This window comes from Pseudomonas haemolytica, assembly GCF_009659625.1.
GTDB classification, from domain to species: domain Bacteria; phylum Pseudomonadota; class Gammaproteobacteria; order Pseudomonadales; family Pseudomonadaceae; genus Aquipseudomonas; species Aquipseudomonas haemolytica.
In genome coordinates this window covers 1-24,294 of record NZ_VOIW01000011.1, presented here as the reverse complement: position 1 = coordinate 24,294, position 24,294 = coordinate 1, and the positions used below count along the sequence as shown (strand labels likewise).

The following is a 24,294-nucleotide window of genomic DNA, read 5'->3' as shown; positions in this document are numbered from 1 at the left end:
CCACCGCTATCGGGAGCAAGCCCCCTCCCACATTGGTTTTGTAGTGGTCGTGAAATGTTGCTTAGAACTTGTAACCGATACCCACCATGTAAACCATCGGATCCACGTCCACATTGACCTTGGCCCGAGTGCCCTGGCCCAGTGCATTGTTATCCACAGTCGCTTTGGTGCTGATGTCGATATAGCGCGCCTGGGCGTTGATCATCCACTTGTCGTTGATCATGTAGTCGGCGCCGATCTGCGCGGCCCAGCCCCAGGAGTTCTCGGCCTTGAAGTTGCTGAAACCGGCTTGTTCGGCCCGACCGCCAACGTGTTCATCGTAGATCCAGGTGTAGTTGATACCGGCGCCGACATACGGCTGGAAGGCCGACTTGTTGTCCAGCGGGTAGTACACGACGCTCAGGGTCGGCGGCAGGTGTTTGAGCGAGCCGAGCTTGCCGTTGGCGGCGCCGAGCGCAGTGTTCTTGATCTTCACGTCATGCTCGAACGGCGTGGCCGCCAGCAATTCGATACCGACGTGGTCGGTAATCATGTAGGCGAAGTTCAAGCCCAGTTGCGTGTCGCTGCTCATGGTCGCCTTGCCGCCCAGGTTGGTGCCGGCCAACGGGCCCTGGTCAACCTTGACTTTGCCGCTGTCGGCCTCTGGGTTGACGGTGATTGCACCGGCACGCACCAGAATATCGCCCGCTTGGTGAGCGTGTGCGACCGGGGCGACGAGGGCGAGCGCGAAGAGGGACGCGCCGAGCAGAGACTTGTTCATGGGAGCTCCAAAGGACGTTAAAAGTTGTACGTCCAATGGTAAAGATCGTTCCGTTCGGTCTGTTGACTCAGCTCAATGAAAGGGTGATCAGCGCTACTCCTGCAGCTCGTACATGTAAATCTTCTCGGCATCCATCTGGTAACCAGCGTCGGCCAGTTCACTCGACGACGGCTTGACCTGCATCGCGCCTTCGATCCAGTAAGGCTGATACAGCTCATCGAGTTTCACCCCGACCTCGCTTTTCACATGCACGATCTGGTTCGACGGCGGTGGCGGCACATGGATGCACGCGCCGAAATACGGTACCAGCAGAAACTCGGTGGTGCGGCCTTCCTCGTTGACTTCCAGCGGCACAATATACCCCGGCAGGCGGATGTGCTTTGCGTCGAGGCTCTGCACCACCGGCGCGTTGGGCAGGTCCTGCTTGGCCGCAGGCGCCGCTTCGACGGACAAGGCATCGGCCATGTTCGACAGGTCGTGCAGCGGTTTCATATTGGGGATTTCCGGCGGCGCATCCGGTGGGATCATCTCTTGCCAGGACAAGTCCCTGGGCTGCTCATCCGCCCACACGGGCACGCTGACCAGCAGCAACAGGGCAAACAGGGCACGACGCATCGAAGGCTTCCTCATAAACGAATGGACAGGCCGTCGGCCAAAGATTGTCGATAGGCGCGCCATGCAGGCACGCTGCCCATCAACAGCGCTGCGGCGAGGATACCGGCGAGCAGGGTCCATTCATATTCGCTCGGCCACGACATCGGCAAGTCGAGTCCGTAGTTGGCCTGCAAATAACCCCGTGAGGCGGCGATGCACACGTACAGCAGACCCACGCCCGCCACCACGCCGGACAACGCCAGGGCGAAGGCTTCGAAGATCAGCAGGCTCGCGATATGCCACGGGCGTGCACCCACCGAACGCAGGATCGCCATTTCGCGGCGGCGTTCGTTGAGGCTGGTAAGGATCGCCGTGAGCATGCCGATCAAGCCGGTCAGCACCACGAACAGCGAGATCACGAACAGGGCTTTTTCGGCGGTGCCCATCATGCTCCACAGCTCTTGCAACGCCACGCCCGGCAGGATCGCCAGCATCGGCTCACCGCGGAACTCATTGATCTGCCGTTGCAGGGCAAAGGTGGAAATCTTGTTGTTCAGGCCAAGCATGAACGCGGTAATGGCTTGCGGGGTCAGGTCCATATTGCGCGCCTGGTCGGCGCTGATGCGGCCTTTGCCCTGGGCCGGCACACCGTTGTGCCAGTCGATATGGATCGCTTCCATGCCGCCCAGGCTGATATGCAGCGTGCGGTCTATCGGGGTGCCGGTGCGCTTGAGGATGCCGACCACGGTGAAGGGTTTGTCGTCGTGCTTGACCAGGCTGACCACCGCCACGCCGTGGGCAAGTACCAGCTTGTCGCCGAGCTTGTAATGCAGGGCGTCGGCGACTTCGGCGCCGAGCACCACTTCAAAAGGGTCGGTGGCGAAGGCGCGGCCGCTGGCCAGTTCGAGGTTTTGCTTGCGCCCGTACTGGTAGTGCTCGAAATAGGATTCGTTGGTGCCCATCACCCGGTAGCCGCGATGGGAGTCGCCGAGGGAAATCGGAATCGCCCATTTCACCTGGGGGCTGGCGGCGAAGTGCTCGTAGCTGTCCCAACGGATATTGTTGGTGGCGTTGCCAATGCGGAACACCGAGTACAGCAGCAGGTTCACCGAGCCGGAGCGGGCACCGACGATCAGGTCGGTACCGCTGATGGTGCTGGCGAAACTGTTGCGCGCCTCAACGCGCACGCGTTCCACTGCGAGCAACAAGCAGACGGACAGCGCGATAGCGAAGGCCGTGAGGATCGCGGTAAAGCGGCGGTTAGCCAGGCTGGCCATGGCTAGACGGAACAGATACATCTCAAACCTCTGCGGGCGTGGCGGCGCGATTGAGTTCGGCCAGCGACAGGTTGCGGTCGAACAGCGACGCCAGGCTCTGGTCATGGCTGACAAACAACAGGCTGGCGCCAGCGTCGCGGCATTCAGCGAACAGTAGCTGGATGAACGCTTCGCGGGCGTCGTAGTCCAGGGCTGACGTGGGTTCGTCAGCGATTACCAGCTCCGGTTGGCCGATCAACGCACGGGCAGCGGCCACCCGTTGTTGCTGGCCGATGGACAGCGAGTCGGCGCGGCGCTCCAGCAAGTCCTTGTCCTGCAAGCCCAGGTGCGCGAGCAAGGTCGCGGCTGCCTGGTCGACACTGCCATGGCGATGCTTGGCCCGCTGTGCGCGCAGCTTGGAAAAGTGGCAGGGCAACTCGACGTTTTCGCGCACCGACAGGAACGGCAGCAGGTTGAACTGCTGGAAGATGTAGCCCGTGTGGTCGACACGGAAACGATCACGGGCGCCGGCCGAGAGTTCGGTCAACTCCTGGCCGAGCAGGCGGATGCTGCCTTGGCTGGGTTTCTGCACGCCCCCCAACAGCCCCAGCAGCGTGGTCTTGCCACTGCCGCTCGGGCCCTTGAGGAACAGGGTTTCCCCGGGCTCCAGGCGGAACGCGGGGATGTCCAGCAACTGCGGGTGGCCTGGCCAGTTGAAGCCCAGGTCGGACAGTTCGATCAATGCGTGGGTCATGTGAACTCAGAACTTCAGGGTGGCTGCGGTGGCCGTTGCGTCAACGCCTTGCTGGCCGCTTGGGCCGATCAGTTGTACCTGAATTTTCTGGGTAGCTGGGAAGGTCTTGAACACTTGGCTCAGATCGAGGTTGCCCAGGGCTGTCGGCGTGGCGCAAGTGAACTGGTAGTGGGCGTGGATCTCGCTATGGTCGTGATGGTGTTCGTGGGCGGCAGCGCCTTTGCCATCGGTGGCGTGGTCGTCTTCGTCATGATCGGCCTGCGGCTTGTCGCCAAACAGCGGGCTGTTGAGCGCCTGGCTGCTGACCACGCAACCGGCGGCCTTGGGCAGGTTGAACAGGGCCAGTGGGTTTTCAAGCTGTTTGCGCGCGGCGGCGACCTTGGATTTGTCCGCTGCGCTGGTGGCCACATGTTCGAAACCCACCAGGTTCATGGCCGGGCTTTCCAGCTCCAGCTCCAGGGTTTGGCCGTCCAGTACGGCATTGACGCGACCGACACCGTGTTCATGGGCGCCGAGGCTGCCGTGCTCGTGGTCATGGTCTTCGTGAGCATGAGCGACAGCCAGTGGCAGCAGGGCAAACGGCAAAGCGAGCAGCAAACGGCGCATGAGAGAGCTCCAGGATGAAAGTTTTGTTATGTGATCTTATAACAATAATCTCGAGAGTTTGACCGCCCGCTTGGTGTTGCGCAAGCTGCATGGGAGCATGCCCGTCAGAAAAATGCAGGAGTAAGGACGATGTTGCGAATTCGTGGAACCATCGGCGATCTGCCGGTGGACTTGACCCTGGAGCTGGACGACGGCGATTGGGCACGGCTGGGCGCACAACTACAAGCAGTCCCAACGCCAAGCGCGCCAACCGTGGCGCCGGTGAAACAGAGCGAGGACCTGTGGCAGAACGCCCAGGATTTGCTGCGCAAGGCCGGGCAACTCAATGGCCTGGAATTGCTCGATCAACTGGAAGGGTTGGCCGGCGATGCCGGGGCGGGCAAGCGCCTGTTGGTGCGCTTGCGTCATAGCGCCAAGGTGAAGGTGAGCAGCGGCGGGGATACGCCGCTGTACAGTTGGATCGGTGATTAGTACAGCGCAGCAAACAACTTGCGGCGGTACACCGTAACCAGCGGGTGATCATTGCCCAGCAGTTCGAATACCTGTAGCAAGGTCTTGTGGGGCAAGCCCTCGTTGTAGCTGCGGTTGCGGATAAACAACTTGAGCAAACCTTCCAATGCCGCGTCGTATTGCTGGCGCGCCAGTTGCTGGATCGCCAACTGATAGGCCGCTTCGTCGTCCTGCGGGTTTTGCGCCAGGCGACTTTTCAGCTCAGCGGCGTCCGGCAAATCCGCAGCCTGGCGCAGGAAGGTGATTTGCGCCTTGGCCCCGGCCAGGGCGGCCTTGTGGTCGTCGCCCTTCACCGCGTCGAGCACGGTCTGGGCTTCACCCAACTCACCGCGCTCAGCCAGGCAGCGTGCATACAGGATCAGGGCTGCGGCGTTGGTATTGTCCTCGCCCAATAGCGCCACCAACAGCGCTTCGGCTTCGCTGATACGCCCTTCGCTGAACAACGCCTGAGCCTGTTCCAGCGGGTCTGCCGCAGCCGGTGGCGGCATCTGCACATGGGGCTCGAGCATCGCCCGCACCGCCGACTCCGGTTGTGCCCCGGCAAACCCGTCCACTGGCTGGCCATCCTTAAACAGCACCACCGTCGGCAGGCTCTGAATGCCAAAACGCGCCACGATGTCCTGTTCGGCCTCGCAATCGACCTTGGCCAACAGCAACTCGCCCTGATAACTCTCGGCAATCTGCGCCAGCATCGGCATCAGCGCCTTGCACGGCGCGCACCACTCGGCCCAGAAATCGACCAGTACAGGCTTTTCGAAGGAGTTCTGGATGACTGCCTGGTCGAAGTTGGCGGTGGTGACATCGAAGATGTACGGCGTGGGCTCACTCATGGGGCGTCTCGAATAAAGCGGGAATGGGGGCAACTATAAGGGCTGGCGCCGCGAATGGTACAGGCTCACCTTGCGAAACTCCCAAGGCTCGGCCAAGTCCGGCAGGGTCAGTGCGTCCAGTATCTCCAGGCGTTGATAATGCGGGTGCTGGAAATCCCGCACTCGCGAATCCGCCACCAGTGCTTCGCGGCCACGGGTGAGGAATTGATCCAGCAGTGGCAGGTTGGCGCGGTCGTAGAGCACGTCGGCCACCAGGATCAGGTCGAAGCGGTCGGCTTCGGCGAAGAAGTCCTCTGAGTAGCCAAGCTCCACCGCGTTGAGTTCGGCGTTCGCACGGCAAGACTCCAAGGCCAGCGGGTCCAGGTCACAGGCCACCACTTCCAGGGCGCCCGCTTTTACTGCGGCAATCCCGGCCACGCCGGAACCGGCGCCGAAATCCAGTACGCGTTTGCCGGCGACCCACTCGGGATGCGCCGCCAGGTAGCGCGCCAACGCCAGGCCGCTGGCCCAGCAAAAACTCCAGTAGGGCGGCTCATGCAGGATGCGCCGGGTTTCTTCCTGGCTGAAGGCACGGTCCATATTATCGGCGTCGAGCAGCCACAAGGACAATTCGGTGCCCGGCAGCGGGCTGGGCACCAATTGCGCGTCGCCGATCAGCTCGCTCAGGGCACGTTGCAGGCCCAGCGGTGGCGTCATGGCGCCTTGACGAGTTGCAGGGGGCCAGTGCTCTGGGTGATCGCTTGGGTAACGCGCACGGCGGGCAGGTGCAGGATCAACTGGCCGGACTGGCTGGCGCGACCGCGCAGTTCAACCCGTGCACCGGCCGGGAAGGCTTCAGGGTTGAAACGCAGGCGGAAGGCCAGGGGCTTGCCGTTGCCGCTCAGCACACTGCTGGCGAGCAGTTGTTGCGGGCGCGAGCGGTCGTCGATCACCAGCAGCGCCATTTCGACTTCGGCGCCGGCGGGCACGTTGGTCAGGCTGCCGCTGATTTCCCGTTGAAAGGCGGGCAGGGAGCCGAGGTCTTCAATGCCTGGGACTTTTTTCTCTTGCGCGGGTGTCGGTTGAGGCGCGGCCGGCTTGGGGGCCTCGCTGCTGCAGGCGACCAGAAAACTGAACAGGGTGAGCACAACGAGTGGTCGTAACTGCATGTACGGCTCCAGAAAGGACAAAATCCGTGGCTTAAAAATATGAAACATATAAGCCTGCCTATATACCGTAAAGGCTATGGCTTGTCTTGCCACGGGGATGCGCTACCATGGCCCTCCCATTTTTTGTTGCCTGCCAACCATGCACTGTCCCTTCTGCGGTGCCAACGACACCAAGGTCATTGACTCGCGTCTGGTCGCCGAGGGCGATCAAGTGCGTCGCCGGCGCGAATGCCTGGCCTGTGGTGAACGTTTCACCACCTTCGAAACCGCCGAACTGGTATTGCCCCGTCTGATCAAGTCCGACGGCAGCCGCCAGCCTTTCGACGAAGAAAAACTGCGCGCCGGTATGCAGCGCGCCCTGGAAAAACGCCCGGTGAGTGTCGAGCGCCTGGAAGCGGCGCTGGCGCATATCAAGCACCAGCTGCGGGCGACCGGCGAGCGCGAGGTCAAGAGCCTGGTCGTCGGTGAGCTGGTGATGGGCGAGCTGCAAAAGCTCGACGAAGTCGCCTATATCCGTTTTGCCTCGGTGTATCGACGCTTCCAGGACCTCAATGAGTTCCGCGAAGAGATCGACCGCCTGGCCCGTGAGCCGGTGAAGAAATGAACCCACCTAGCGCTGAACAGGCGGTCCTCGACGCCCATTACATGGCCCGCGCCCTCGAATTGGCGCGCAAGGGTCTGTACACCACCCACCCCAACCCGCGGGTTGGCTGCGTGATCGTGCGTGACGGGCAGATTGTCGGTGAAGGCTGGCATGAGCGCACCGGCGAGCCCCATGCCGAGCCGAACGCCTTGCGCGCCGCTGGCGACAAGGCCCGGGGCGCGACGGTGTACGTCACTCTTGAGCCGTGCAGCCATCATGGCCGTACGCCGCCTTGCGCCGATGCACTGGTGACGGCCGGCGTGGCGCGGGTTGTCGCAGGCATGCAGGACCCCAACCCGGAAGTGGCCGGGCGCGGCATGCAGCGCCTGGCCCAGGCCGGTATCGAGGTGCGCAGCGGTGTGCTGGAAGCTGAGGCGCGGGCGCTTAACCCCGGTTTCCTCAAGCGCATGGAACACGGCCTGCCGTTTGTGCGGGTCAAGTTGGCGATGAGCCTGGACGGCCGCACGGCGATGGCCAGTGGCGAAAGCCAATGGATCACCGGCCCCGCTGCCCGCGCTGCGGTACAACGCCTGCGCGCCCAGGCCAGTGTGGTGCTGACCGGTGCCGACACGGTATTGGCCGATGGTGCCCGCCTGACCGTACGCGCCGCCGAACTGGGCCTGGATGAAGCAACCACTGCCCTGGCCATGTCACGCCCACCGCTGCGTGTGCTGATCGACGGTCGTTTGCGGGTGCCGCTCAATGCTCCGTTTTTCAAGGCTGGCCCGGCATTGGTCATCACCTGCGTCACCGCGCAAAACCAGTACCCTCGTGGCCCCGAGTGCCTGGTGGTACCGGGCGTGGAAGGCCAGGTTGACTTGCGCTCGGCGCTGGTCGCCCTCGCGGCCCGTGGCGTCAACGACGTATTGGTGGAGGCCGGCCCAAGCCTGGCGGGTGCGTTTGCCCAACAAGGCCTGGTGGATGAGTACGTGATATTCATCGCCGGCAAGTTCCTCGGCTCTGCCGCCCGGCCTTTACTGGACTGGCCGCTCGAGAAGCTCGCCGATGCCCCCCAACTCAAGATCACTGAAATGCGCGCTGTAGGCGACGACTGGCGAGTCACTGCCATTCCCGTCCCGGCAGCGAGCGTATAATTCCCGGCCTGCGCTTGAGCGTCAGCCCCTCGTTTTCAGGAGAACGAAATGTTCACCGGCATTATCGAATCCATCGGCAGCATCCGTGCAATGACCCCCAAAGGCGGCGATGTCCGCCTGCTGGTTGAAACCGGCAAGCTGGACCTCGGCGACGTCAAGCTGGGCGATAGCATCGCCGTCAGCGGCGTGTGCCTGACCGTCATCGAGTTGCCGGGCAACGGCTTTGCCGCCGATGTCAGCCGGGAAACCCTGGACTGCACCGCGATGAACGACCTCAAAGCCGGCAGCCCGGTCAACCTGGAAAAAGCCCTGACGCCTACCACCCGCCTGGGTGGTCACTTGGTCAGCGGCCATGTCGACGGTGTCGGCGAAGTGGTGGCCCGCAGCGAAAATGCCCGCGCTGTTGAGTTTCGCATCCGCGCGCCGAAAGAGCTGGCCAAGTACATCGCCCACAAAGGCTCGATCACCGTCGATGGCACCAGCCTGACCGTGAACGCCGTGAATGGCGCCGAATTTGAACTGACCATCATTCCCCACACCCTCAGCGAAACCATCATGGCCTCGTACCAGCCGGGTCGCCGGGTGAACCTGGAAGTGGACTTGCTTGCCCGTTACCTGGAGCGCCTGCTTATGGGCGACAAGGCCGCAGAGCCTGCATCCGGGAACATCACCGAAAGTTTTCTGGCCGCTAACGGCTACCTGAAATCCTGACCAAGGGGGTGCCGCGTGGCGCTCAATAGCATCGAAGAACTGGTTGAAGACATCCGCCAAGGCAAGATGGTCATCCTTATGGATGACGAAGATCGCGAGAACGAAGGCGATATCATCATGGCCGCCGAGGCGTGCAAGCCTGAGCACATCAACTTCATGGCCAAGCACGCTCGCGGGCTGATCTGCATGCCCATGAGTCGCGAACGCTGCGAATTGCTCAAGCTGCCGTTGATGGCGCCGCGCAATGGCTCGGGGTTTGGCACCAAGTTCACCGTTTCGATTGAAGCCACCACGGGCGTCACCACCGGCATCTCCGCCGCTGATCGCGCCCGCACCGTGCAAGCCGCTGCTGCGAAAGACGCCAAGGCTGAAGACATTGTCAGCCCAGGCCACATCTTTCCGCTGATGGCCCAACCGGGCGGCACCCTGGCACGCGCTGGCCACACCGAAGCCGCCTGCGACCTGGCGCGCATGGCCGGTTTCGAGCCAAGCGGGGTGATCTGCGAAGTGATGAATGACGACGGCACCATGGCCCGTCGTACTGAACTTGAAGCCTTTGCCGCCGAGCACAACCTCAAGATCGGCACCATTGCCGACCTGATTCACTACCGCATGATCCACGAACGTACCGTTCAGCGGATTGCCGAGCAGCCGCTGGACAGCGAACTGGGCCAATTCAATTTGGTGACCTACCGTGATTCAGTGGAGGGCGACGTGCACATGGCCCTGACCCTGGGCAACATTTGCGCGGAAGAACCGACCCTGGTGCGGGTGCACAACATGGACCCATTGCGCGACCTGTTGATGGTCAAGCAGCCGGGCCGCTGGAGCCTGCGCGCCGCCATGGCTGCGGTCTCCGAGGCCGGCAGCGGTGTGGTGCTGTTGCTCGGTCACCCTTTGGACGGCGATGTATTGTTGGCGCATATCCGCGAAACCGCTGACGCCGTGCCGGCGAAAAAACCGACTACCTACAGCATCGTCGGTGCCGGTTCGCAGATCCTGCGTGACCTCGGTGTACGCAAAATGCGCCTGATGAGCGCACCGATGAAATTTAATGCGATATCCGGTTTCGACCTGGAAGTTGTAGAATACGTGCCCTCCGAATAAAGGCTGGCGATTTTTGCCCCTTGTTCGCGGTTAAATCATCACTGAGGGACGCACTTTTCGCGTCCCGGCTCTTTAAGAGATTTGTCGAATGACCCTGAAGACCATCGAAGGTACCTTCATCGCCCCTAAAGGCCGCTATGCCCTGGTAGTTGGCCGCTTCAACAGCTTCGTGGTTGAAAGCCTGGTAAGCGGTGCCGTTGACGCCCTGGTTCGCCACGGTGTGAGCGAGAGCGACATCACCATTATCCGTGCCCCTGGCGCCTTCGAAATTCCACTGGTTGCGCAAAAAGTTGCTCAGCAGGGTGAATACGCGGCGATCATCGCCCTGGGCGCGGTCATTCGTGGCGGTACCCCGCACTTCGAATACGTGGCTGGCGAATGCACCAAGGGCCTGGCCCAGGTGTCCATGGAGTTCGGCGTGCCGGTTGCTTTCGGCGTACTGACCGTTGATTCCATCGAGCAAGCCATCGAGCGTTCCGGCACCAAGGCCGGTAATAAAGGCGCTGAAGCTGCCTTGTCCGCCCTGGAAATGGTCAGCCTGCTGTCGCAGTTGGAGGCCAAGTGATTTCCGACGAGAGCGATCAGTTCAACCCAAAGGACCCGCGCCCAACAGACGCCGGTAAGCCATCCAAGAGCGAAAAACGTCGTGGCGCCCGTCAGCTTGCGACTCAGGCGCTGTACCAGCGTCACATGGCTAAAACCTCGCTGAACGAAATCGAAGCGCAGTTTCGCGTCGACAACGATTTCAGCTTGGCGGATGCCAGCTACTTCCACGACATCCTGCATGGTGTTCCGGCCAGCATGGCCGAGATCGATGCTGCGCTGGCGCCATGCCTGGACCTGACTCTCGAAGAGCTGGACCCGGTTGAACTGGCCGTACTGCGCCTGTCCACCTGGGAGCTGCTCAAGCGCGTTGACGTGCCGTACCGTGTGGTGATCAACGAAGGTATCGAGCTGGCGAAAGTCTACGGTTCGACCGACGGCCACAAGTTCGTCAACGGCGTGCTCGACAAGCTGGCCCCGCGCCTGCGTGAAGCCGAAGTGAAGGAACACAAGCGCTAACCTGCGCTTGAGTCCCGCATGGGCGAGTTCGAGCTGATCCGCAAGTTCTTCGCCGCCGCGCCCTGTGCGCAGGGCGGCGAAGGCATTGCCCTGGGGATCGGCGACGACTGCGCCTTGCTGGCGCTGCCCGCCGGGGAGCAGCTGGCTGTATCTACCGATACGTTAGTGGCCGGCGTGCACTTTGCCGATCCGTGTGACCCGTTCCTGCTCGGCCAGCGCTCGCTGGCTGTGGCGGTGAGCGACCTGGCTGCCATGGGCGCCCACCCTCTCGCTTTTACCCTCGCCTTGACCACACCGACCGTCGATGCCGATTGGCTGCAACGCTATGCCCAGGGTTTGAACGCCATGGCGCAAAGCTGCGGCGTGAGCTTGGTGGGCGGCGATACCACCCGTGGGCCGCTGAGCCTGACCCTGACCGTGTTTGGCCGGGTGCCGGCCGGGCTGGCATTGACGCGCAGCGGTGCCCGGCCGGGTGACCTGCTGTGTGTCGGCGGTGAGCTGGGCAATGCGGCCGGCGCTTTGCCCTTGGTATTGGGCCAACGCACGGCGGACGCGGCAATCGCCGAGCCGCTGCTCGCCCATTACTGGTCGCCGCAACCGCAGTTGGCCCTGGGGCTGGCGCTGCGGGGCAAGGCGACTGCGGCGATGGATATCTCCGACGGCCTCTTGGCCGATTGTGGGCATATCGCCAAGGCATCGGCGGTCAGCCTGGTGGTCGAACGTCACAGGTTGCCGTTGTCCACAGCCTTGCTGGCGTTTGTCGGTGAAGACCAGGCCCGTGTGGCGGCGTTGAGCGGTGGCGATGACTACGTGCTGGTGTTCACCTTGCCGGCGTCCCAGCTGGCGCCGTTGCAGGCGGACGGCTGGCCGGTGCATGTGATCGGTCGGGTCGAGGCCGGGCAGGGCGTGACGCTGCTCGACAGCAGCGGCCAGGACATCACTCCTGCCGTGCGCGGCTATCAGCATTTTCGCCAGGCGCCGTAAGCCGGCGACCTGCGCTACCCTTTATACGTTTATTCCCGAGTAGGAGGCCGTCACCATGGCTTTACGCCGCTGGCTGCTGATCGTGCTGTGTGCCTTCGCCCCCTTGGTCCAGGCGGGCGAGGTGCCCGTGCCGGGCAAGATCGTGCTGGCCAGTGAGCAGTGGAACGACTACACCAACAAGGATGGCAGCGGCCTGGCGTGGGACCTGTTGCGCCAGATCTTCGAGCCGGCGGGCATCACCGTGCAAACCCGCAGCGTGCCCTATACCCGCTCGGTCGGCCTGGCCCAGCGTGGCGAGGTGGATGGTTGGGTCGGTTCCTATCGCGACGAGGCCAGTGGCGTGTTGTACCCGCACTGGAACTTCGACTCCGATCATATCTACGCCCTCGGGCTGGCAACTGCGCCCACGCCGACGCTGGCGACGCTGGGCAACTACCGTCTGGCCTGGGTACGCGGCTACAAGTACGAGGAATACCTGCCCAGCGTGCGCCGCTTCAACCCGATCGAGCGGCGCAACGGTATCCTGCCGATGTTGGAACACGGTCGCGCCGATTTCTATATCGACGCCCTCACCGAGGCCAAGTACGTGCTCAGTCAGTCTCAAGACCCGGCGCTATTCAAACTTACGCATATCGCCGAACTGCCGCTCTACATCGGCTTTGCCGACACCGAGCGTGGGCGGGCATTGATGGGGGTGTATGACCAGCGTTTGACCCTTCTGGTAAAGACTGGCGAACTCAAGCCGATTTTCGAGCACTGGAAACAGCCGTATCCGTTCTGACGCCCATAGAACTGTCTCGAAGGCCAATCGAACCTATTGATCTTTATCAGCGATAATTCAGCTTAAGCGTCTGTAGGAACCTGCTGTTACAATGGCCGCCTCTGTGAAATCTGAAATCAGGAGCACACGGTGCCCGTCGTTTTCGTCGCCGCTTCCAAGCTGCCTACCCCTTTTGCCACGTTCACCATGAATGGCTTTCTCGAAGAAGCCACCGGGCGCGAGCACGTTGTGCTCAGCCTGGGCGACATCACGGATGGCGCGCCGGTACTGGGGCGTGTGCATTCCGAATGCCTGACCGGCGATGCGCTGTTCAGCCAGCGCTGCGACTGCGGCTCGCAACTGGAAGCCGCCATGCGCGCCATCGCCCGTGAAGGCCGTGGCGTGTTGTTGTATTTGCGTCAGGAAGGCCGTGGCATTGGCCTGCTGAACAAGATCCGCGCCTACGAACTACAAGATGGCGGCGCCGACACCGTGGAAGCCAACGAGCGCCTGGGTTTTGCCGCCGACCAGCGCGACTACGCCATCTGCCTGCCGATGCTCGAGCACCTGGGCGTGAAATCCCTGCGGCTGATGACCAACAACCCGCGCAAGGTCAAAGCCTTGACCGAGATGGGCATCACCGTGGCCGAGCGCGTGCCGCTGCACACCGGGCACAACCCGCACAACAAACTCTACCTGGCCACCAAAGCCAGCAAGCTCGACCACATGATGGGCAACGAGCACCAGGGCGAGGTCGACCGCGCGTGACCCGAGGCCAGGTGAAACGGCGACTGTCCTTCAACTGGTGGCAGTACCTGGCCCTGGCATTGCTGCCCCTGTTCGTGATCAACCTGCTGTTTGGCCGCGCTGATTCCCTGCTGCCGGTACTGGCCATGCCGTTCTTCATCGCCGGTGTGGCCTCGATGTTTCTCAGCCTGCGTTATTTCCATGGCTATAAACACGCGCTGATCGCCACCTCCGAAGCCCTTGATACCGCAGAAGAACCGGCTGCCTGGATCACCCTTGCGGCGCGTCGGCGCACAGCCTTGCTGGTGGCCGCGCTGCCGGCCTGGATCGGCGCACTGGCGGTGTTCGTCGGCCTGGAGGCAGTGCCGTTGTTTCTGCTGGCACTGTCGACGCTGGTGCTGTTCTACCTCTATCGCATACCGCGTCAGTTGGGATGAGCCGCTACTGGCTGGCGCTGCTGCTGGTATTCAGCACCCAGGTGTTGGCGGTCGAGCGCGTCGTCAGCCTGGCGCCGTCGCTGTCTGAAATCGTCGCTGAGCTGGGCGCCGCCGACCTGCTGGTGGGCGTGCTCGATGGCGGCGAACGGCCGCCAGCACTGGCAAAGGTGCCGTCGGTCGGACATTACGGCCAATTGGACATGGAGCGTCTGCTCAGCCTCAAGCCCGATTTGATCCTGCTGTGGCCCGGCAGCGTTGGCCCAGCCCAGCGCGAGCAGCTGCAGCGCCTGAATATCCCGGTGTACGTCGCCGAGCCCCATAGCCTTGAACAACTGACCACCCAGGTGCAGGCTATTGCCGAGCAATTGGGCCGCCCCCAGGCTGGTCGAATGTTGGCCGATAAGCTGCGCCAACGCCTCGTCGAACTTCGCCAGCGTTATCGGCGCACCGAGCCGTTGCGGGCGTTTTATCAAGTTTGGAATCAGCCGCTGTATACCGTGGGCGGTGGGCAGATCATCAGCGATGCGCTGCAGGTGTGCGGGGCGCGCAATGTGTTCGATGACCTCAAGCTGCCGGCACCGCAGGTCAGTGTGGAATCGGTATTGCAGCGTAATCCCGAGGTGATTCTGGTGGGTGACCAGGCGCAGATGGATGCGTGGAAAGCCTGGCCAATGATGGCGGCGCGGGTACGGTTAGTGCCGGACAAGGGCCTGGAACGGCCCAGCGGACAGATGTTGGAAGCGGTGGCGCGGTTGTGTCAGGTGATAGCACCTAACCTGTGATGACGTCGGTTCAGACAATTCAGATCTCAGGTGTCCAAGTCACCCCAAACATCCACATCCGACCCTCTTCGCGATAATTCTGATAATCCTGTAAGTAGCTATACTTCGCCCGCGCATAGGACTTGTCCAGCACGTTATCGACCTTCAGCGACAGCGATATTTCCCGGTTCAACGCCCAACTGCTGCGCAGCCCTAGCAGCGCATAACCGCCCAAGGCATTGCGGTTGGCTTCATCGTCGTAGCTGCTGCTGATTGCCTGCCAGCTCGCGCCGACGCCCAATTGATCGAACTGCCGGTCCAGATCCAGGTTCAGGGTACGGCGCGCACGACGTGCGAGTGTGTGGCCGCTGTCACGGTCACGTGGGTCGATGATCGAGAGCCCCAGGTTGCCCTGCCAGCCAAACAACTCCTGCTTGAGTGCCGCTTCAAAGCCGTTGATCCGCGCCGACGCCACGTTTTGCGGCTTGCCGGCGTCGAGGATGATCGCGTCGCTCAAGTCGGTGCGGTATAGCGAGGCTTCCAGGCGCGTGCTGTCTGTCAGTTGGCTGCGCCATTGCAGCTCATAGCTCTTCGACGTTTCCGGTTGCAGGTTGGGGTTGCTGTATTGCGTGAGGGGATAATAGAGGTCGTTGAAGGTCGGCGCGCGGAAACCTTCGCTGTAGCTCAAGAGCAGGTCATTGTCAGGGTTGACCGGCAGCGTGAGGGTGCCGCTCCAGCTGTTTTGGCCACCGAATTGCTGATTCTGGTCACGGCGCAGGCCCAACTCAGTAGAAAACCACTCACTATGGAAGCGGTGTTGCACAAAGGCCGCGCGGTTCCAGCGACTGTTCTCGGTAAAGGTGGTGGAACCATGGAAGCGGTCTTCATACCAGTCGCCACCGACGATCAGGCTGTTCTGCTCATTCAGGGTCAGGTCGTTTTGCCAGTTGACCGAATCGCGGTAGGTATTGAACGCACTGAAGTCATCACTAAGGGTATCGCGCTTGGTGTCGCGGTTTTCGCTGTGACCCAGTTCCAGACGCGACTGCCAGACTTCATTGAACTTGGCATCGACATAACCGCTGGCGCTGCTCACGGTGTAGTCGGTGTAGGGTTTCTGGCCGACGCTTTTCCCGGTGGCGTCGTCGTAGCGGCCAAAACTGTTGTCGTATTCCGACTTACCGCGGTTATCCAGCAGGTTGAAACCCACTTCCAGTTCATCGCTGAAGGAATGGCTGAGGTTCAGGCTGATGGACTGGTTGCGATAGGCATCATGATCGCCGTCGCTTGGGAACGACGCGTGGCTCGAGTTGATCCCGGCGGTCTCATCCAGGCTTGCCCCCAGGTTGAAGCGCGTGTGTTCGTCACCGCCCGACAGGCCCAGACTGCGCTCCCACGTCTGGTTGCTGCCAAACCCCAGCCTCAGGCGTGGCTGCAAGCCTTGCTCGGCGTTGCGTCGGGTAAACACCTGGATCACACCGCCAATGGCATCGCTGCCGTAAATCACCGAGCGTGAGCCGCGCAACACCTCTACCCGTTCAATCTGATCGACGTTGAGGTACTGCAGGCCGCTGTCGCCGGAAGTGGTATTGGCGATGCGTTGCCCGTCCACCAGCACCAGGCTTTGCGCCGACTTTGTGCCGCGAATGAAGATCCCCGGCAAACTGCCACGCCCACCCGTTGGTGCGACTTGCACACCGGGCACGCGGCTGAGCAGGTCGGTGACGCTGCTGGGCTGCAGGCGGTCGATGTCGGCGCGGGTGAAGACGGTGTTGGCGGCGCTGCTGTCGTTACGCGCCTGCACTTGGCGGTTGGCGCTGATGACCACGTCAGAGAGCTTCAGCGCGTCGTCCCGCTCGAAGCTGTCGGCCAGCAGATCAGCGGCGGGGAGCAGCAGGAAGGGCAAGGCGAAGCGAAGGCGATTCATGGGCTGTCCATAGAATTTGAAGATGGCATAAAACCAATGTGGGAGCGGGCTTGCTCGCGAATGCGGTGGCACATTCAACATCTCGGTTGACTGATACTCCGCATTCGCGAGCAAGCCCGCTCCCACATTTTAGTTCCGGTTCACCCGGGCGATTGGGTTACAGGTTGAGCATCGCCATGCGCCTGCGCACGGAAGCTTCAATGCCAGCCTCATCCAGCCCGCATTCGGCCAGCATCTGCGCCGGCTTGGCATGCTCGACATACAGATCCGGCAAGCCCAGGTGCAGTACCGACTTGAGAATGTTCTCCCGCGCCAGGAATTCGCTGACCGCCGCACCGGCGCCGCCCATGATCGCGTTCTCTTCGACAGTCACCAGCAACTCATGGCCAGCGGCAATCTCGCGCACCAGCGCTTCATCCAGCGGTTTGACGAAGCGCATATCGACCACGGTGGCATCGATCTTCTCGGCGACTTTCAGCGCTTCGGCCAGTTGCACACCAAATACCAAGAGTGCGGTCTTGCTGCCTTGGCGACGCACGATGCCTTTACCGATTTCAATCGGCTCCAGGTCTTTCTCGATCACAGCGTTAGGGCCATTGCCCCGCGGGTAACGCACGGCGGCCGGGCCGTTGTACAGATGGCCGGTGCTGAGCATCTTGCGCAGTTCGTTCTCATCGCTCGGCGTCATCACCAACATGCCGGGGATGCAGCGCAGGTAGGACAGGTCGAAACTGCCGGCGTGGGTCGGGCCGTCTTCGCCCACCAGGCCGGCGCGGTCGATGGCGAACAGTACGTCGAGGTTCTGCACCGCCACATCGTGAACGAGCTGGTCATAACCGCGTTGCAGGAAGGTGGAGTAGATCGCCACCACCGGCTTGGCGCCTTCGCAGGCCATGCCGGCAGCGAAGGTGACAGCGTGCTGCTCGGCAATCGCCACGTCGAAGTAGCGCAGCGGGAAACGCTCGCTGAACGCCACGAGGTCGGAGCCTTCCTTCATCGCTGGGGTAACGCCCACCAAGCGCGGGTCGGCGGCGGCCATGTCGCACAGCCACTCGCCAAACACACCGGAATACTTCGGCCCGCTGGCCTTCTTCGGCGCGGCGGCGGGCGCATCCAGGGGTTCAAGCTTGGTAATTGCGTGGTAACCAATCGGGTCGACTTCCGCGGGAGCGAAGCCTTTGCCTTTCTTGGTGACGATATGCAGGAACTGCGGGCCCTTGAGGTCGCGCATGTTACGCAGGGTGGCGATCAGGGTTGGCAGGTCGTGGCCGTCGATAGGGCCGATGTAGTTCCAGCCCAGCTCTTCGAACAGGGTGCCAGGCACCAGCATGCCCTTGGCATATTCTTCGGTGCGACGGGCGATTTCCCACGCGCCAGGCAGGCGCGAGAGCACTTTCTTGCTGCCTTCGCGCATGCTGGCGTAGGTGCGGCTGGAAAGGATCTTCGCCAGGTAATTGGACAGGCCGCCGACATTGCGCGAGATCGACATGTCGTTGTCGTTGAGGATCACCAACATGTTGGCGTCCACTTCCGGCGCATGGTTGAGCGCTTCGAAGGCCATGCCGGCGGTCAGCGCGCCATCCCCGATCACGGCAATCGCCTTGCGGTCGCTGCCTTGCAGGCGAGCGGCAATCGCCATGCCCAGCGCTGCACTGATGGAGGTGCTGGAGTGGCCGACGCCAAAGGTGTCGTACTCGCTCTCCGAACGTCGCGGGAAGGCGGCCAGGCCGTCCTTCTGGCGCAGGCTGCCCATACGCTCGCGGCGGCCGGTGAGGATTTTGTGCGGATACGCCTGATGGCCCACGTCCCATACCAGCCGGTCGTCCGGGGTGTCGAACACGTAATGTAGGGCGATGGTCAGCTCGATCACGCCCAACCCGGCGCCGAAATGCCCACCGGTCTGGCCGACCGTGTAGAGCAATTCCAGGCGCAACTCATCGGCCAGGGTTTCCAGCTCGGCTTCACCCAGTCGACGCAGGCCGTCCGGCGTGGCAGCGCGGTCGAGCAGTGGCGTGGACGGGCGTTTGCGGGGAATCTCTTGAAACGTCGTGGGCATCAGGCGAATCGTTATAGGTATAGAAGAGGCGGCAGTTTACCTCAAGCGGTGCAAACTGCCCACGCAGGGCGCCGAACTTGACCGATATGCGGCGCAAATGGCCGCGGCAGTCAGTGGCGGCGTTCGACGATATACCGCGCCAGGTCACGCAGTGGCTCGGCCGCCGCGTCGAAAGGTCGCAGGGCATCCAGGGCCTGGTCACGCAGCTCAATGGCATACGCCTTGGCGGCTTCCAGCCCAAGCAGTGCAGGATACGTCGGCTTGTCCCGTGCGATATCGGCACCTTGGCGCTTGCCGAGGGTGGCGGTGTCGCTTTCCACGTCGAGAATATCGTCCTGCACCTGGAACGCCAGGCCGATGGCCCGGGAATAGGTGTGCAGGGCCGCCAATTGCGCGGTTTCGGCACGGCCACTGGCGAGTGCGCCCAACTGCACGGCGGCTTCGATCAAAGCGCCGGTCTTGTGGCGATGCATATGTTCGAGGGCTTTTTGATCCAGCTTGAGGCTGACCGAACCCATGTCGATGGCTTGCCCGCCGACCATGCCGGCCGGGCCTGCGGCGTGGGCCAAGGCGGTGACCATGCGCAGGCGGATCTCGGCGTTGACGCTGCTCAAGCGCGGGTCCAGCAATGCGCTGAACGCCAGGCTCTGCAAGCCATCGCCGGCCAGGATCGCATAGGCTTCATCAAAGGCTTTATGGGTCGTGGGCTGGCCGCGACGTAAATCGTCGTCGTCCATCGCTGGCAAATCGTCATGCACCAGGGAATACGCGTGGATCAACTCCACCGCACAGGCCGCGCCATTGGCCTCGGCTGCCGGCGCTCCCAGGGCTTCACAGGCCGCGTACGCCAGCAACGGGCGCACACGCTTGCCGCCATTCATCACGCTGTAGCGCATGGCTTCATAGAGGCGCGTCATTTCCGGGCTTGGCGCAACAAACAAGGGCTCCAGCGCCGCATTCACCCGGGCTTGGCTACTGGCCTGATACGCGTCGATCATTCCGGCTGTTCCGCATCGAAAGGTTCTTCGGCCAACTCCCCGTCACGCTCAAGCAGCACCTGGACCTTCTGCTCCGCCTGCGCCAGCGCGCTCTGACAGTCGCGGGTCAGGCCGATGCCTTGCTCAAACGCCGTCAACGAGTCCTCCAGCGACAACTCGCCGTTCTCCAGACGCTCGACCAGAGTTTGCAGGTCGGCGAGGGATTGTTCGAAATCGAGTGCAACTTTTTTGCGGGCCATGGCGGCAATTCCGGTAGACGGTAAACCGGCGCGACACTAGCAGACATGGGGGATGGGGGCAAATGAGTGGGGCTGTTACTCGTAGGTAGGATTGATCTGATAACGCGTGCTGCGGCCGCCTGCGGGGAGGCGTATCAGGCAGTTTTTTTCCAGTAGGTCGGCAAGGTGGCGTGTTGTCAGGTTCAGCGTGGGTGATCCATGGAGGAATGCATGGGTGGGGTGAGCCGAATAGAGGGGGTTATTCGGCTCATTTGGTGAGCCGATTGTGCGAGCTATTTCGCATGTCAGTGAAAACAGGCGTCGATTCTTTCGACTTTTAGTTTGATAAAATGGTCGTTGCATTCTGGATGGTCGTAATGTACGCCCTCGACATTAAGAGATGTGAAAGACATTAAGATTTCATTGTGCAGGTCTCCGTAAAGTACATATGAATAACCGCGATTTGTATGTTTTATCAGTGTGTTAGTTTCGCCGGTCCGCTCAATTTCGTAGTTTTCGGAAAGATTTAATGTGAGTTCTACGTCATACGTCTTGCCCACTTCAAGCTCGTAGGGGCAATAGCTGGCGAAGCAGTTTATAGTCGTTCCTTCGATGATCAAAGTTACGTCTTCTTCTATATGTTCGTTGAGCGCTACAACTTTTGCTTTTTTATAAGTGTTGGTTGTAAGGTCTGATGGTTTTGTCAGTGGCGTCGCCATTTATCATCCTCCAGAAGTCTTTCCCACTTTTGGTATGTAAGGTGGTTATGTTGCCGTCTGTATTCGTACCCGCGAATGCGAATTTGGCTTGGCCCGTTCTATTCGTTCCCATGAGTAAGGCATATCCTGTTGTCGATTTGCTTTTGTAGAGGTAGTTGATAGGAATCCCTTCGTTCACGACATGTCGTGCCGTGAGTAAATATTCATTGGGGGTCTCTACTCCGAATTCTGGCCCATGCTTTTCGTAATGCTCGTTTAGTTTTTGCTTGCTGGCAAACTCCGTTGGACGGGTTGTTACGGTTGGCTGGTTTGGTTCGCCTGTATTTACCTTAGCTGTATCTGCCGGCTCTTCAACGTCTGCTTGCGATTTGCATCCGTCCTCCCCAGGACACTTACTTAAGCCTAGCGGATCCACCCACCCTGTCGGATTGGGCACGTACTGGTAGCCATTGACCCCACCCGCCAACTTCACCGGATCCGGCGTCAGGTAGCGACCAATATCCGGATTGTAGTAGCGATGGCGGTTGTAGTGCAGCCCGCTTTCCTGATCGAAGTATTGACCCTGGAACCTTAGCGGATTGTCGATTTTACCTACGTCGAGCCGGGCGATCTGGCCGTAGGCGCGGTAGTGGGCGGACCAGACTATTTCGCCTTCGGGAGTGGTGAGTTCTTGCGGTGTGCCTAGGTGGTCCAGTTGGTAGTGGTAGGGCGTGGTGTCCTTTGGACCAAACCCTTCCAGCAGCGCCAATGGGCGGAAGCTGTCCGGTTCATAGATGTAGCTGCGATGACAGTCCGCATGGTGTTCGGCAATCAGCTTGTCGCCTTGCCAGAAGAATTCCGTGGTCTTGCCATCCACGGTCTTGCTGATGCGCCGCCCAAAGGGGTCATAGCGGTAACTGGCGGTTTCGCCGTTGGGCTTTTTGACGCTGATCAGCCGATGCTGGCAGTCGTAACGATATTCGGTGACGAGTTGCTGGCCCTTGCCGCGCCGTTCGCGGATGAGGTTGCCGAAGGCGTCGTAGTCGTAATGGCGGTCGCCTTGGATCACCAGGCGGTTGGCCGCGACGATGTCTGGGCCGGGGCGATCTTGCATCAGCAGGTTGCCCGCAGGGTTCTGGCCGAAGCGTTCCTGTACGTCTTGCGAATGGTTGGCGCGGGTCAGGCGATTGAGTGGGTCGTAGTTGTAGTGATGCTCGCCTTTGCGGGTGTCGTTCAGGCGGGTGAGGTTGCCGGACCTGTCGTAGTCGTAATGACGTTGGTAGAGATAGTTTTGTTGTTGGGTGACGGCGTGGGCGTGCAGTCGGTTCTGGTCGTCGTAGTGGTAGTGGCTGAGCAGTTGACCTTGTTGGCGTTGGTGTTCGCGACCGCTCTTGAATAGGTGTGAGGTGAGGACTTCGCCGTTGAGTTCGACAGTGGCGAGGTGGCCGCCTTTGTCGTGGTTGAAGGTAAGGCGGTTGTTGTCAGGCAGGCGTAATTTTTGTAACTGGCCGCAGGCGTCGTAGCTATAGCGCAAGGTGCCCCAGCCTTGGTGTTCGGCGGTGAGACGGTTTTGGCGGTCGTACTCGTAGGCTAACGCCCAGTGGCCGTCCTCGACGCTGAGGAGATTGCCTTGGCGGTCGTAGGCATAATCGACCACGCTGCTATCGGGCAGGGTTTTTCGTACGAGGCGTCCGGCGTGATCGCGCTCGTAGCGGGTGACCAACGTAGAGCCATCGTCACCGTATTCGGTCTTTTCCTGCAGGTTGCTGTTGAGGTCGTAGGCATACGCGGTACGTTGGCCGTCAAAGCCGGTTTCCTGCTGGATCAGGCCGTTGGGGTGGTAGTCGAGTTGGTAGGTTTCGCCGACTTCGTTTTCGATTTCGGTCAGCAGTAAGCGAACATTGTCGTAGCGATATTTGACCTGGGTGCCGTCGGCGTTGATGCGACGGCTGATCAGGTGCAGGCCGTCGGCGTATTCGTAGCGGGTTACGTGGCCGAGTTCGTCGCGTTCGGCGATGATTTTTCCGTAGGGGTTGTAGCTGAATTCCCTGAAAGCGCCGCCTGGCAATACGAGGCGAATCAACCGACCGACGCAGTCCCATTGATACTGAGTCAGCGCGCCATGTTCATCCTCACGACCAATCTGCCGTCCAAGGTCGTCATAGCGATAGCGCTTAACCCCGCCATTGGGCAGCTGTTCTTCAACGAGCTGCCCACGCTCATTCCACACCAACCGATGACAACTGTGATCCGGGTACCAAACCCCGGTCAGTTGCCCATGTTTGTTGTAGCTGTAGTCGGTCGCGTTGCCATCCGGATCAATCTTGCGGATAACATCGCCCTGATCATTACGCTCATATTTCCAGACCGCCTCACCACGCCGTACAACTCTTACAAAACCGTTGTCATGCTCGTAGGACGTCGGTTCATCATCCCCCGGAAACAACGCCACCAAGCGTCCAGCTTCGTCGTACTGATACGCCGTCACCGCCCCCAGCGGGTCTTGCTCGACGGTTAGCCGGCCTTTTTCATCGTAGGATTTGAAGTGCTGGGCGCCGTCCGGATCAATCCGCTGCACCAATCGCGCCCGGTCGTCATGGACATACACTTCCTGGCTACCATCGGCGTTATGCACGGTGACGCGCCCGTCATCCCTCCAGGCATAGCGCGTGTCCATCTGCGAAAAGCTCGCCCAATGCCGGACACAGCGAGCCGCCTTGCCGGAGCCTTCCCACGCCCAAAAGAAACTCGCCCCACCGGCCAACTGCCGCTCAACAATGACGTGCTGATCGTCGTACCGATAACGCTCGCTCTCACCGACGGCACTGGTCGCGCAAACCAGTCGTCCATCTTCGTCATAGGCGTAGGAAACGACGTTCTGCTCGGTCACCCAGACGTAGGGCTGACGGCCTGTGGCGCGATGAACCTGGTAGTCCACCGCGATGATGCGATCAAGCTTATAGCGCAGAAGCAGCGAACGGCCACAACCGTTATCCAGCCGCTCAATCCGCCCTGAATGATCACGGCAAATGCGCAGGCGGTTGTCATACGCATCGCTGATCGAAACCAGCACACCGTCGCGAAAGTGATAAAACCGTGACGCCTGGGCCAGCACTAACTCATCAGGCGTCGACCCCAAGTAGATCGCCGCTTCCGCCAGGCTATTGGTGATCGCGGGTCGAGCAGATGTGGGCAAGGGCAGGGTGGTCGAGCGGTTCTCATGATCGGTCCACACCACCGAATCACCCGACACACAGAGCCTATGCGCCAGCGAATGACTCCACCCAAACCCCAACCCACACTCCAGTTCCACCGCACTGGTGCGATACAACCGTGTCCACTCAAACGGCAAAACACCGTCCAGCGCACCGTCGGTAAGGGTCAGTAATTCCTCCCCGGTAACCATCGATACCGGGCAGCCATTGGTGGCCGTTTTATTCGCTGGAGCCGCCGCATCCCCCTTCGGATTCGAAGCCACGACAGGCACATCATCGACGTGCTCTTTGTGCTTCAGCACTGCGTTCTGCCGCGCCCGCCAGCGCATCTGCATCGTGCCTTGCTTCAGCCCGCCGACCACCCCGCGAACCGCCACCGCCTTGTAGCGGTCCACCGCCTGCATGAACTTGGTGAGAA

26 protein-coding genes and 1 pseudogene are annotated in these 24,294 nt (G+C 61.2%); 12 read left to right on the top strand and 15 right to left on the bottom strand.

Annotation, left to right across the window (positions count from 1 at the left end; translation table 11 throughout):
- Positions 1-61: 61 nt before the first annotated feature.
- The 5 genes from FRT59_RS26360 to FRT59_RS26340 all read right to left on the bottom strand — a co-directional run bounded on the left by FRT59_RS26360 (position 62) and on the right by FRT59_RS26340 (position 3,970).
- Entirely contained in the window at positions 62-760 is a 699-nt protein-coding gene (locus FRT59_RS26360) for an OmpW/AlkL family protein (protein WP_034116034.1), read from the bottom strand.
- Positions 761-853: 93 nt separating this feature from the next.
- Positions 854-1,375 (bottom strand): DUF3299 domain-containing protein, encoded by a 522-nt coding sequence (locus tag FRT59_RS26355; protein WP_034116033.1) that lies wholly within the window; start codon positions 1,373-1,375, stop codon positions 854-856.
- 11 nt (positions 1,376-1,386) lie between these two features.
- Positions 1,387-2,652, bottom strand: a complete 1,266-nt coding sequence (locus FRT59_RS26350) for an ABC transporter permease (protein ID WP_153872785.1) — start codon at positions 2,650-2,652, stop codon at positions 1,387-1,389.
- A gap of 1 nt (position 2,653) precedes the next feature.
- Positions 2,654-3,364: an ABC transporter ATP-binding protein gene (locus FRT59_RS26345; protein WP_153839498.1), complete on the bottom strand. Its 711-nt coding sequence runs from the start codon at positions 3,362-3,364 to the stop codon at positions 2,654-2,656.
- Between the two features lie 6 nt (positions 3,365-3,370).
- Positions 3,371-3,970, bottom strand: a complete 600-nt coding sequence (locus FRT59_RS26340) for a DUF2796 domain-containing protein (protein WP_153872784.1) — start codon at positions 3,968-3,970, stop codon at positions 3,371-3,373.
- Between the two features lie 129 nt (positions 3,971-4,099).
- Here FRT59_RS26340 and FRT59_RS26335 point away from each other — a divergent pair, with 129 nt between their 5' ends.
- Entirely contained in the window at positions 4,100-4,441 is a 342-nt protein-coding gene (locus tag FRT59_RS26335) for a hypothetical protein (RefSeq protein WP_153872783.1), read from the top strand.
- Here FRT59_RS26335 and trxA read toward each other — a convergent pair.
- The 3 genes from trxA to FRT59_RS26320 are packed head-to-tail and all read right to left on the bottom strand — an operon-like array spanning position 4,438 to position 6,458.
- The gene (trxA, locus tag FRT59_RS26330) at positions 4,438-5,310 is read right to left on the bottom strand and encodes a thioredoxin (protein ID WP_153872782.1); all 873 of its coding nucleotides are present in this window, start codon (positions 5,308-5,310) and stop codon (positions 4,438-4,440) included. The two genes, FRT59_RS26335 and trxA, sit on opposite strands and share 4 nt — an antisense overlap.
- Positions 5,311-5,343: 33 nt before the next feature.
- Complete coding sequence (locus FRT59_RS26325) at positions 5,344-6,006, bottom strand: class I SAM-dependent methyltransferase (RefSeq protein WP_153872781.1); 663 nt, start codon at positions 6,004-6,006, stop codon at positions 5,344-5,346.
- Positions 6,003-6,458 carry a YbaY family lipoprotein gene (locus tag FRT59_RS26320; RefSeq protein ID WP_153872780.1) on the bottom strand — a complete coding sequence of 152 codons (456 nt, stop codon included), beginning with the start codon at positions 6,456-6,458 and terminating at the stop codon, positions 6,003-6,005. Before FRT59_RS26320 ends, FRT59_RS26325 begins: the two co-directional genes overlap by 4 nt.
- Positions 6,459-6,597: 139 nt before the next feature.
- Here FRT59_RS26320 and nrdR point away from each other — a divergent pair, with 139 nt between their 5' ends.
- The 11 genes from nrdR to FRT59_RS26265 all read left to right on the top strand — a co-directional run bounded on the left by nrdR (position 6,598) and on the right by FRT59_RS26265 (position 14,785).
- Positions 6,598-7,062: a transcriptional regulator NrdR gene (gene nrdR / locus FRT59_RS26315; protein WP_034116025.1), complete on the top strand. Its 465-nt coding sequence runs from the start codon at positions 6,598-6,600 to the stop codon at positions 7,060-7,062.
- Positions 7,059-8,195 carry a bifunctional diaminohydroxyphosphoribosylaminopyrimidine deaminase/5-amino-6-(5-phosphoribosylamino)uracil reductase RibD gene (gene ribD, locus FRT59_RS26310; protein WP_034116024.1) on the top strand — a complete coding sequence of 379 codons (1,137 nt, stop codon included), beginning with the start codon at positions 7,059-7,061 and terminating at the stop codon, positions 8,193-8,195. Before nrdR ends, ribD begins: the two co-directional genes overlap by 4 nt.
- 48 nt (positions 8,196-8,243) lie before the next feature.
- Positions 8,244-8,906 carry a riboflavin synthase gene (locus tag FRT59_RS26305; RefSeq protein WP_017135994.1) on the top strand — a complete coding sequence of 221 codons (663 nt, stop codon included), beginning with the start codon at positions 8,244-8,246 and terminating at the stop codon, positions 8,904-8,906.
- 15 nt (positions 8,907-8,921) lie between these two features.
- Positions 8,922-10,013, top strand: coding sequence for a bifunctional 3,4-dihydroxy-2-butanone-4-phosphate synthase/GTP cyclohydrolase II (gene ribBA, locus FRT59_RS26300; protein ID WP_034116023.1), 1,092 nt, complete (start codon positions 8,922-8,924; stop codon positions 10,011-10,013).
- Between the two features lie 88 nt (positions 10,014-10,101).
- On the top strand, positions 10,102-10,578 hold the full coding sequence (gene ribH, locus FRT59_RS26295) for a 6,7-dimethyl-8-ribityllumazine synthase (RefSeq protein WP_003176356.1): 477 nt from the start codon (positions 10,102-10,104) through the stop codon (positions 10,576-10,578).
- Positions 10,575-11,075: a transcription antitermination factor NusB gene (gene nusB, locus FRT59_RS26290; RefSeq protein WP_034116022.1), complete on the top strand. Its 501-nt coding sequence runs from the start codon at positions 10,575-10,577 to the stop codon at positions 11,073-11,075. Before ribH ends, nusB begins: the two co-directional genes overlap by 4 nt.
- A gap of 18 nt (positions 11,076-11,093) precedes the next feature.
- Positions 11,094-12,059, top strand: a complete 966-nt coding sequence (gene thiL / locus FRT59_RS26285; protein WP_153872779.1) for a thiamine-phosphate kinase — start codon at positions 11,094-11,096, stop codon at positions 12,057-12,059.
- Between the two features lie 55 nt (positions 12,060-12,114).
- On the top strand, positions 12,115-12,840 hold the full coding sequence (locus tag FRT59_RS26280) for a substrate-binding periplasmic protein (protein WP_153839492.1): 726 nt from the start codon (positions 12,115-12,117) through the stop codon (positions 12,838-12,840).
- 129 nt (positions 12,841-12,969) lie between these two features.
- Positions 12,970-13,587, top strand: a complete 618-nt coding sequence (gene ribA / locus FRT59_RS26275) for a GTP cyclohydrolase II (RefSeq protein WP_162524966.1) — start codon at positions 12,970-12,972, stop codon at positions 13,585-13,587.
- Positions 13,584-14,003, top strand: coding sequence for an MFS transporter (locus tag FRT59_RS26270; protein WP_198809803.1), 420 nt, complete (start codon positions 13,584-13,586; stop codon positions 14,001-14,003). Before ribA ends, FRT59_RS26270 begins: the two co-directional genes overlap by 4 nt.
- Positions 14,000-14,785 (top strand): cobalamin-binding protein, encoded by a 786-nt coding sequence (locus FRT59_RS26265; RefSeq protein ID WP_153872778.1) that lies wholly within the window; start codon positions 14,000-14,002, stop codon positions 14,783-14,785. Before FRT59_RS26270 ends, FRT59_RS26265 begins: the two co-directional genes overlap by 4 nt.
- 19 nt (positions 14,786-14,804) lie before the next feature.
- On the opposite strand, the gene FRT59_RS26260 is transcribed toward FRT59_RS26265, so the two are convergent.
- The 7 genes and pseudogenes from FRT59_RS26260 to FRT59_RS26235 form a co-directional block, all read right to left on the bottom strand.
- Complete coding sequence (locus FRT59_RS26260; RefSeq protein ID WP_153872777.1) at positions 14,805-16,691, bottom strand: TonB-dependent receptor domain-containing protein; 1,887 nt, start codon at positions 16,689-16,691, stop codon at positions 14,805-14,807.
- A gap of 157 nt (positions 16,692-16,848) precedes the next feature.
- On the bottom strand, positions 16,849-18,747 hold the full coding sequence (gene dxs / locus FRT59_RS26255; protein ID WP_153872776.1) for a 1-deoxy-D-xylulose-5-phosphate synthase: 1,899 nt from the start codon (positions 18,745-18,747) through the stop codon (positions 16,849-16,851).
- Between the two features lie 110 nt (positions 18,748-18,857).
- Positions 18,858-19,745 (bottom strand): (2E,6E)-farnesyl diphosphate synthase, encoded by an 888-nt coding sequence (ispA, locus tag FRT59_RS26250; RefSeq protein ID WP_034116014.1) that lies wholly within the window; start codon positions 19,743-19,745, stop codon positions 18,858-18,860.
- Complete coding sequence (locus FRT59_RS26245) at positions 19,742-19,984, bottom strand: exodeoxyribonuclease VII small subunit (protein WP_003176346.1); 243 nt, start codon at positions 19,982-19,984, stop codon at positions 19,742-19,744. The genes ispA and FRT59_RS26245 overlap by 4 nt, the downstream gene beginning before the upstream one ends.
- A 75-nt stretch (positions 19,985-20,059) precedes the next feature.
- A pseudogene (locus tag FRT59_RS27345) lies at positions 20,060-20,158 on the bottom strand (hypothetical protein); the annotation flags it as partial.
- Between the two features lie 110 nt (positions 20,159-20,268).
- Entirely contained in the window at positions 20,269-20,682 is a 414-nt protein-coding gene (locus FRT59_RS27050) for a hypothetical protein (protein WP_162524955.1), read from the bottom strand.
- On the bottom strand, positions 20,633-24,294 hold a 3,662-nt coding region (locus tag FRT59_RS26235), incomplete at its 5' end, for an RHS repeat-associated core domain-containing protein (protein WP_245223370.1). The genes FRT59_RS27050 and FRT59_RS26235, both read right to left, overlap by 50 nt.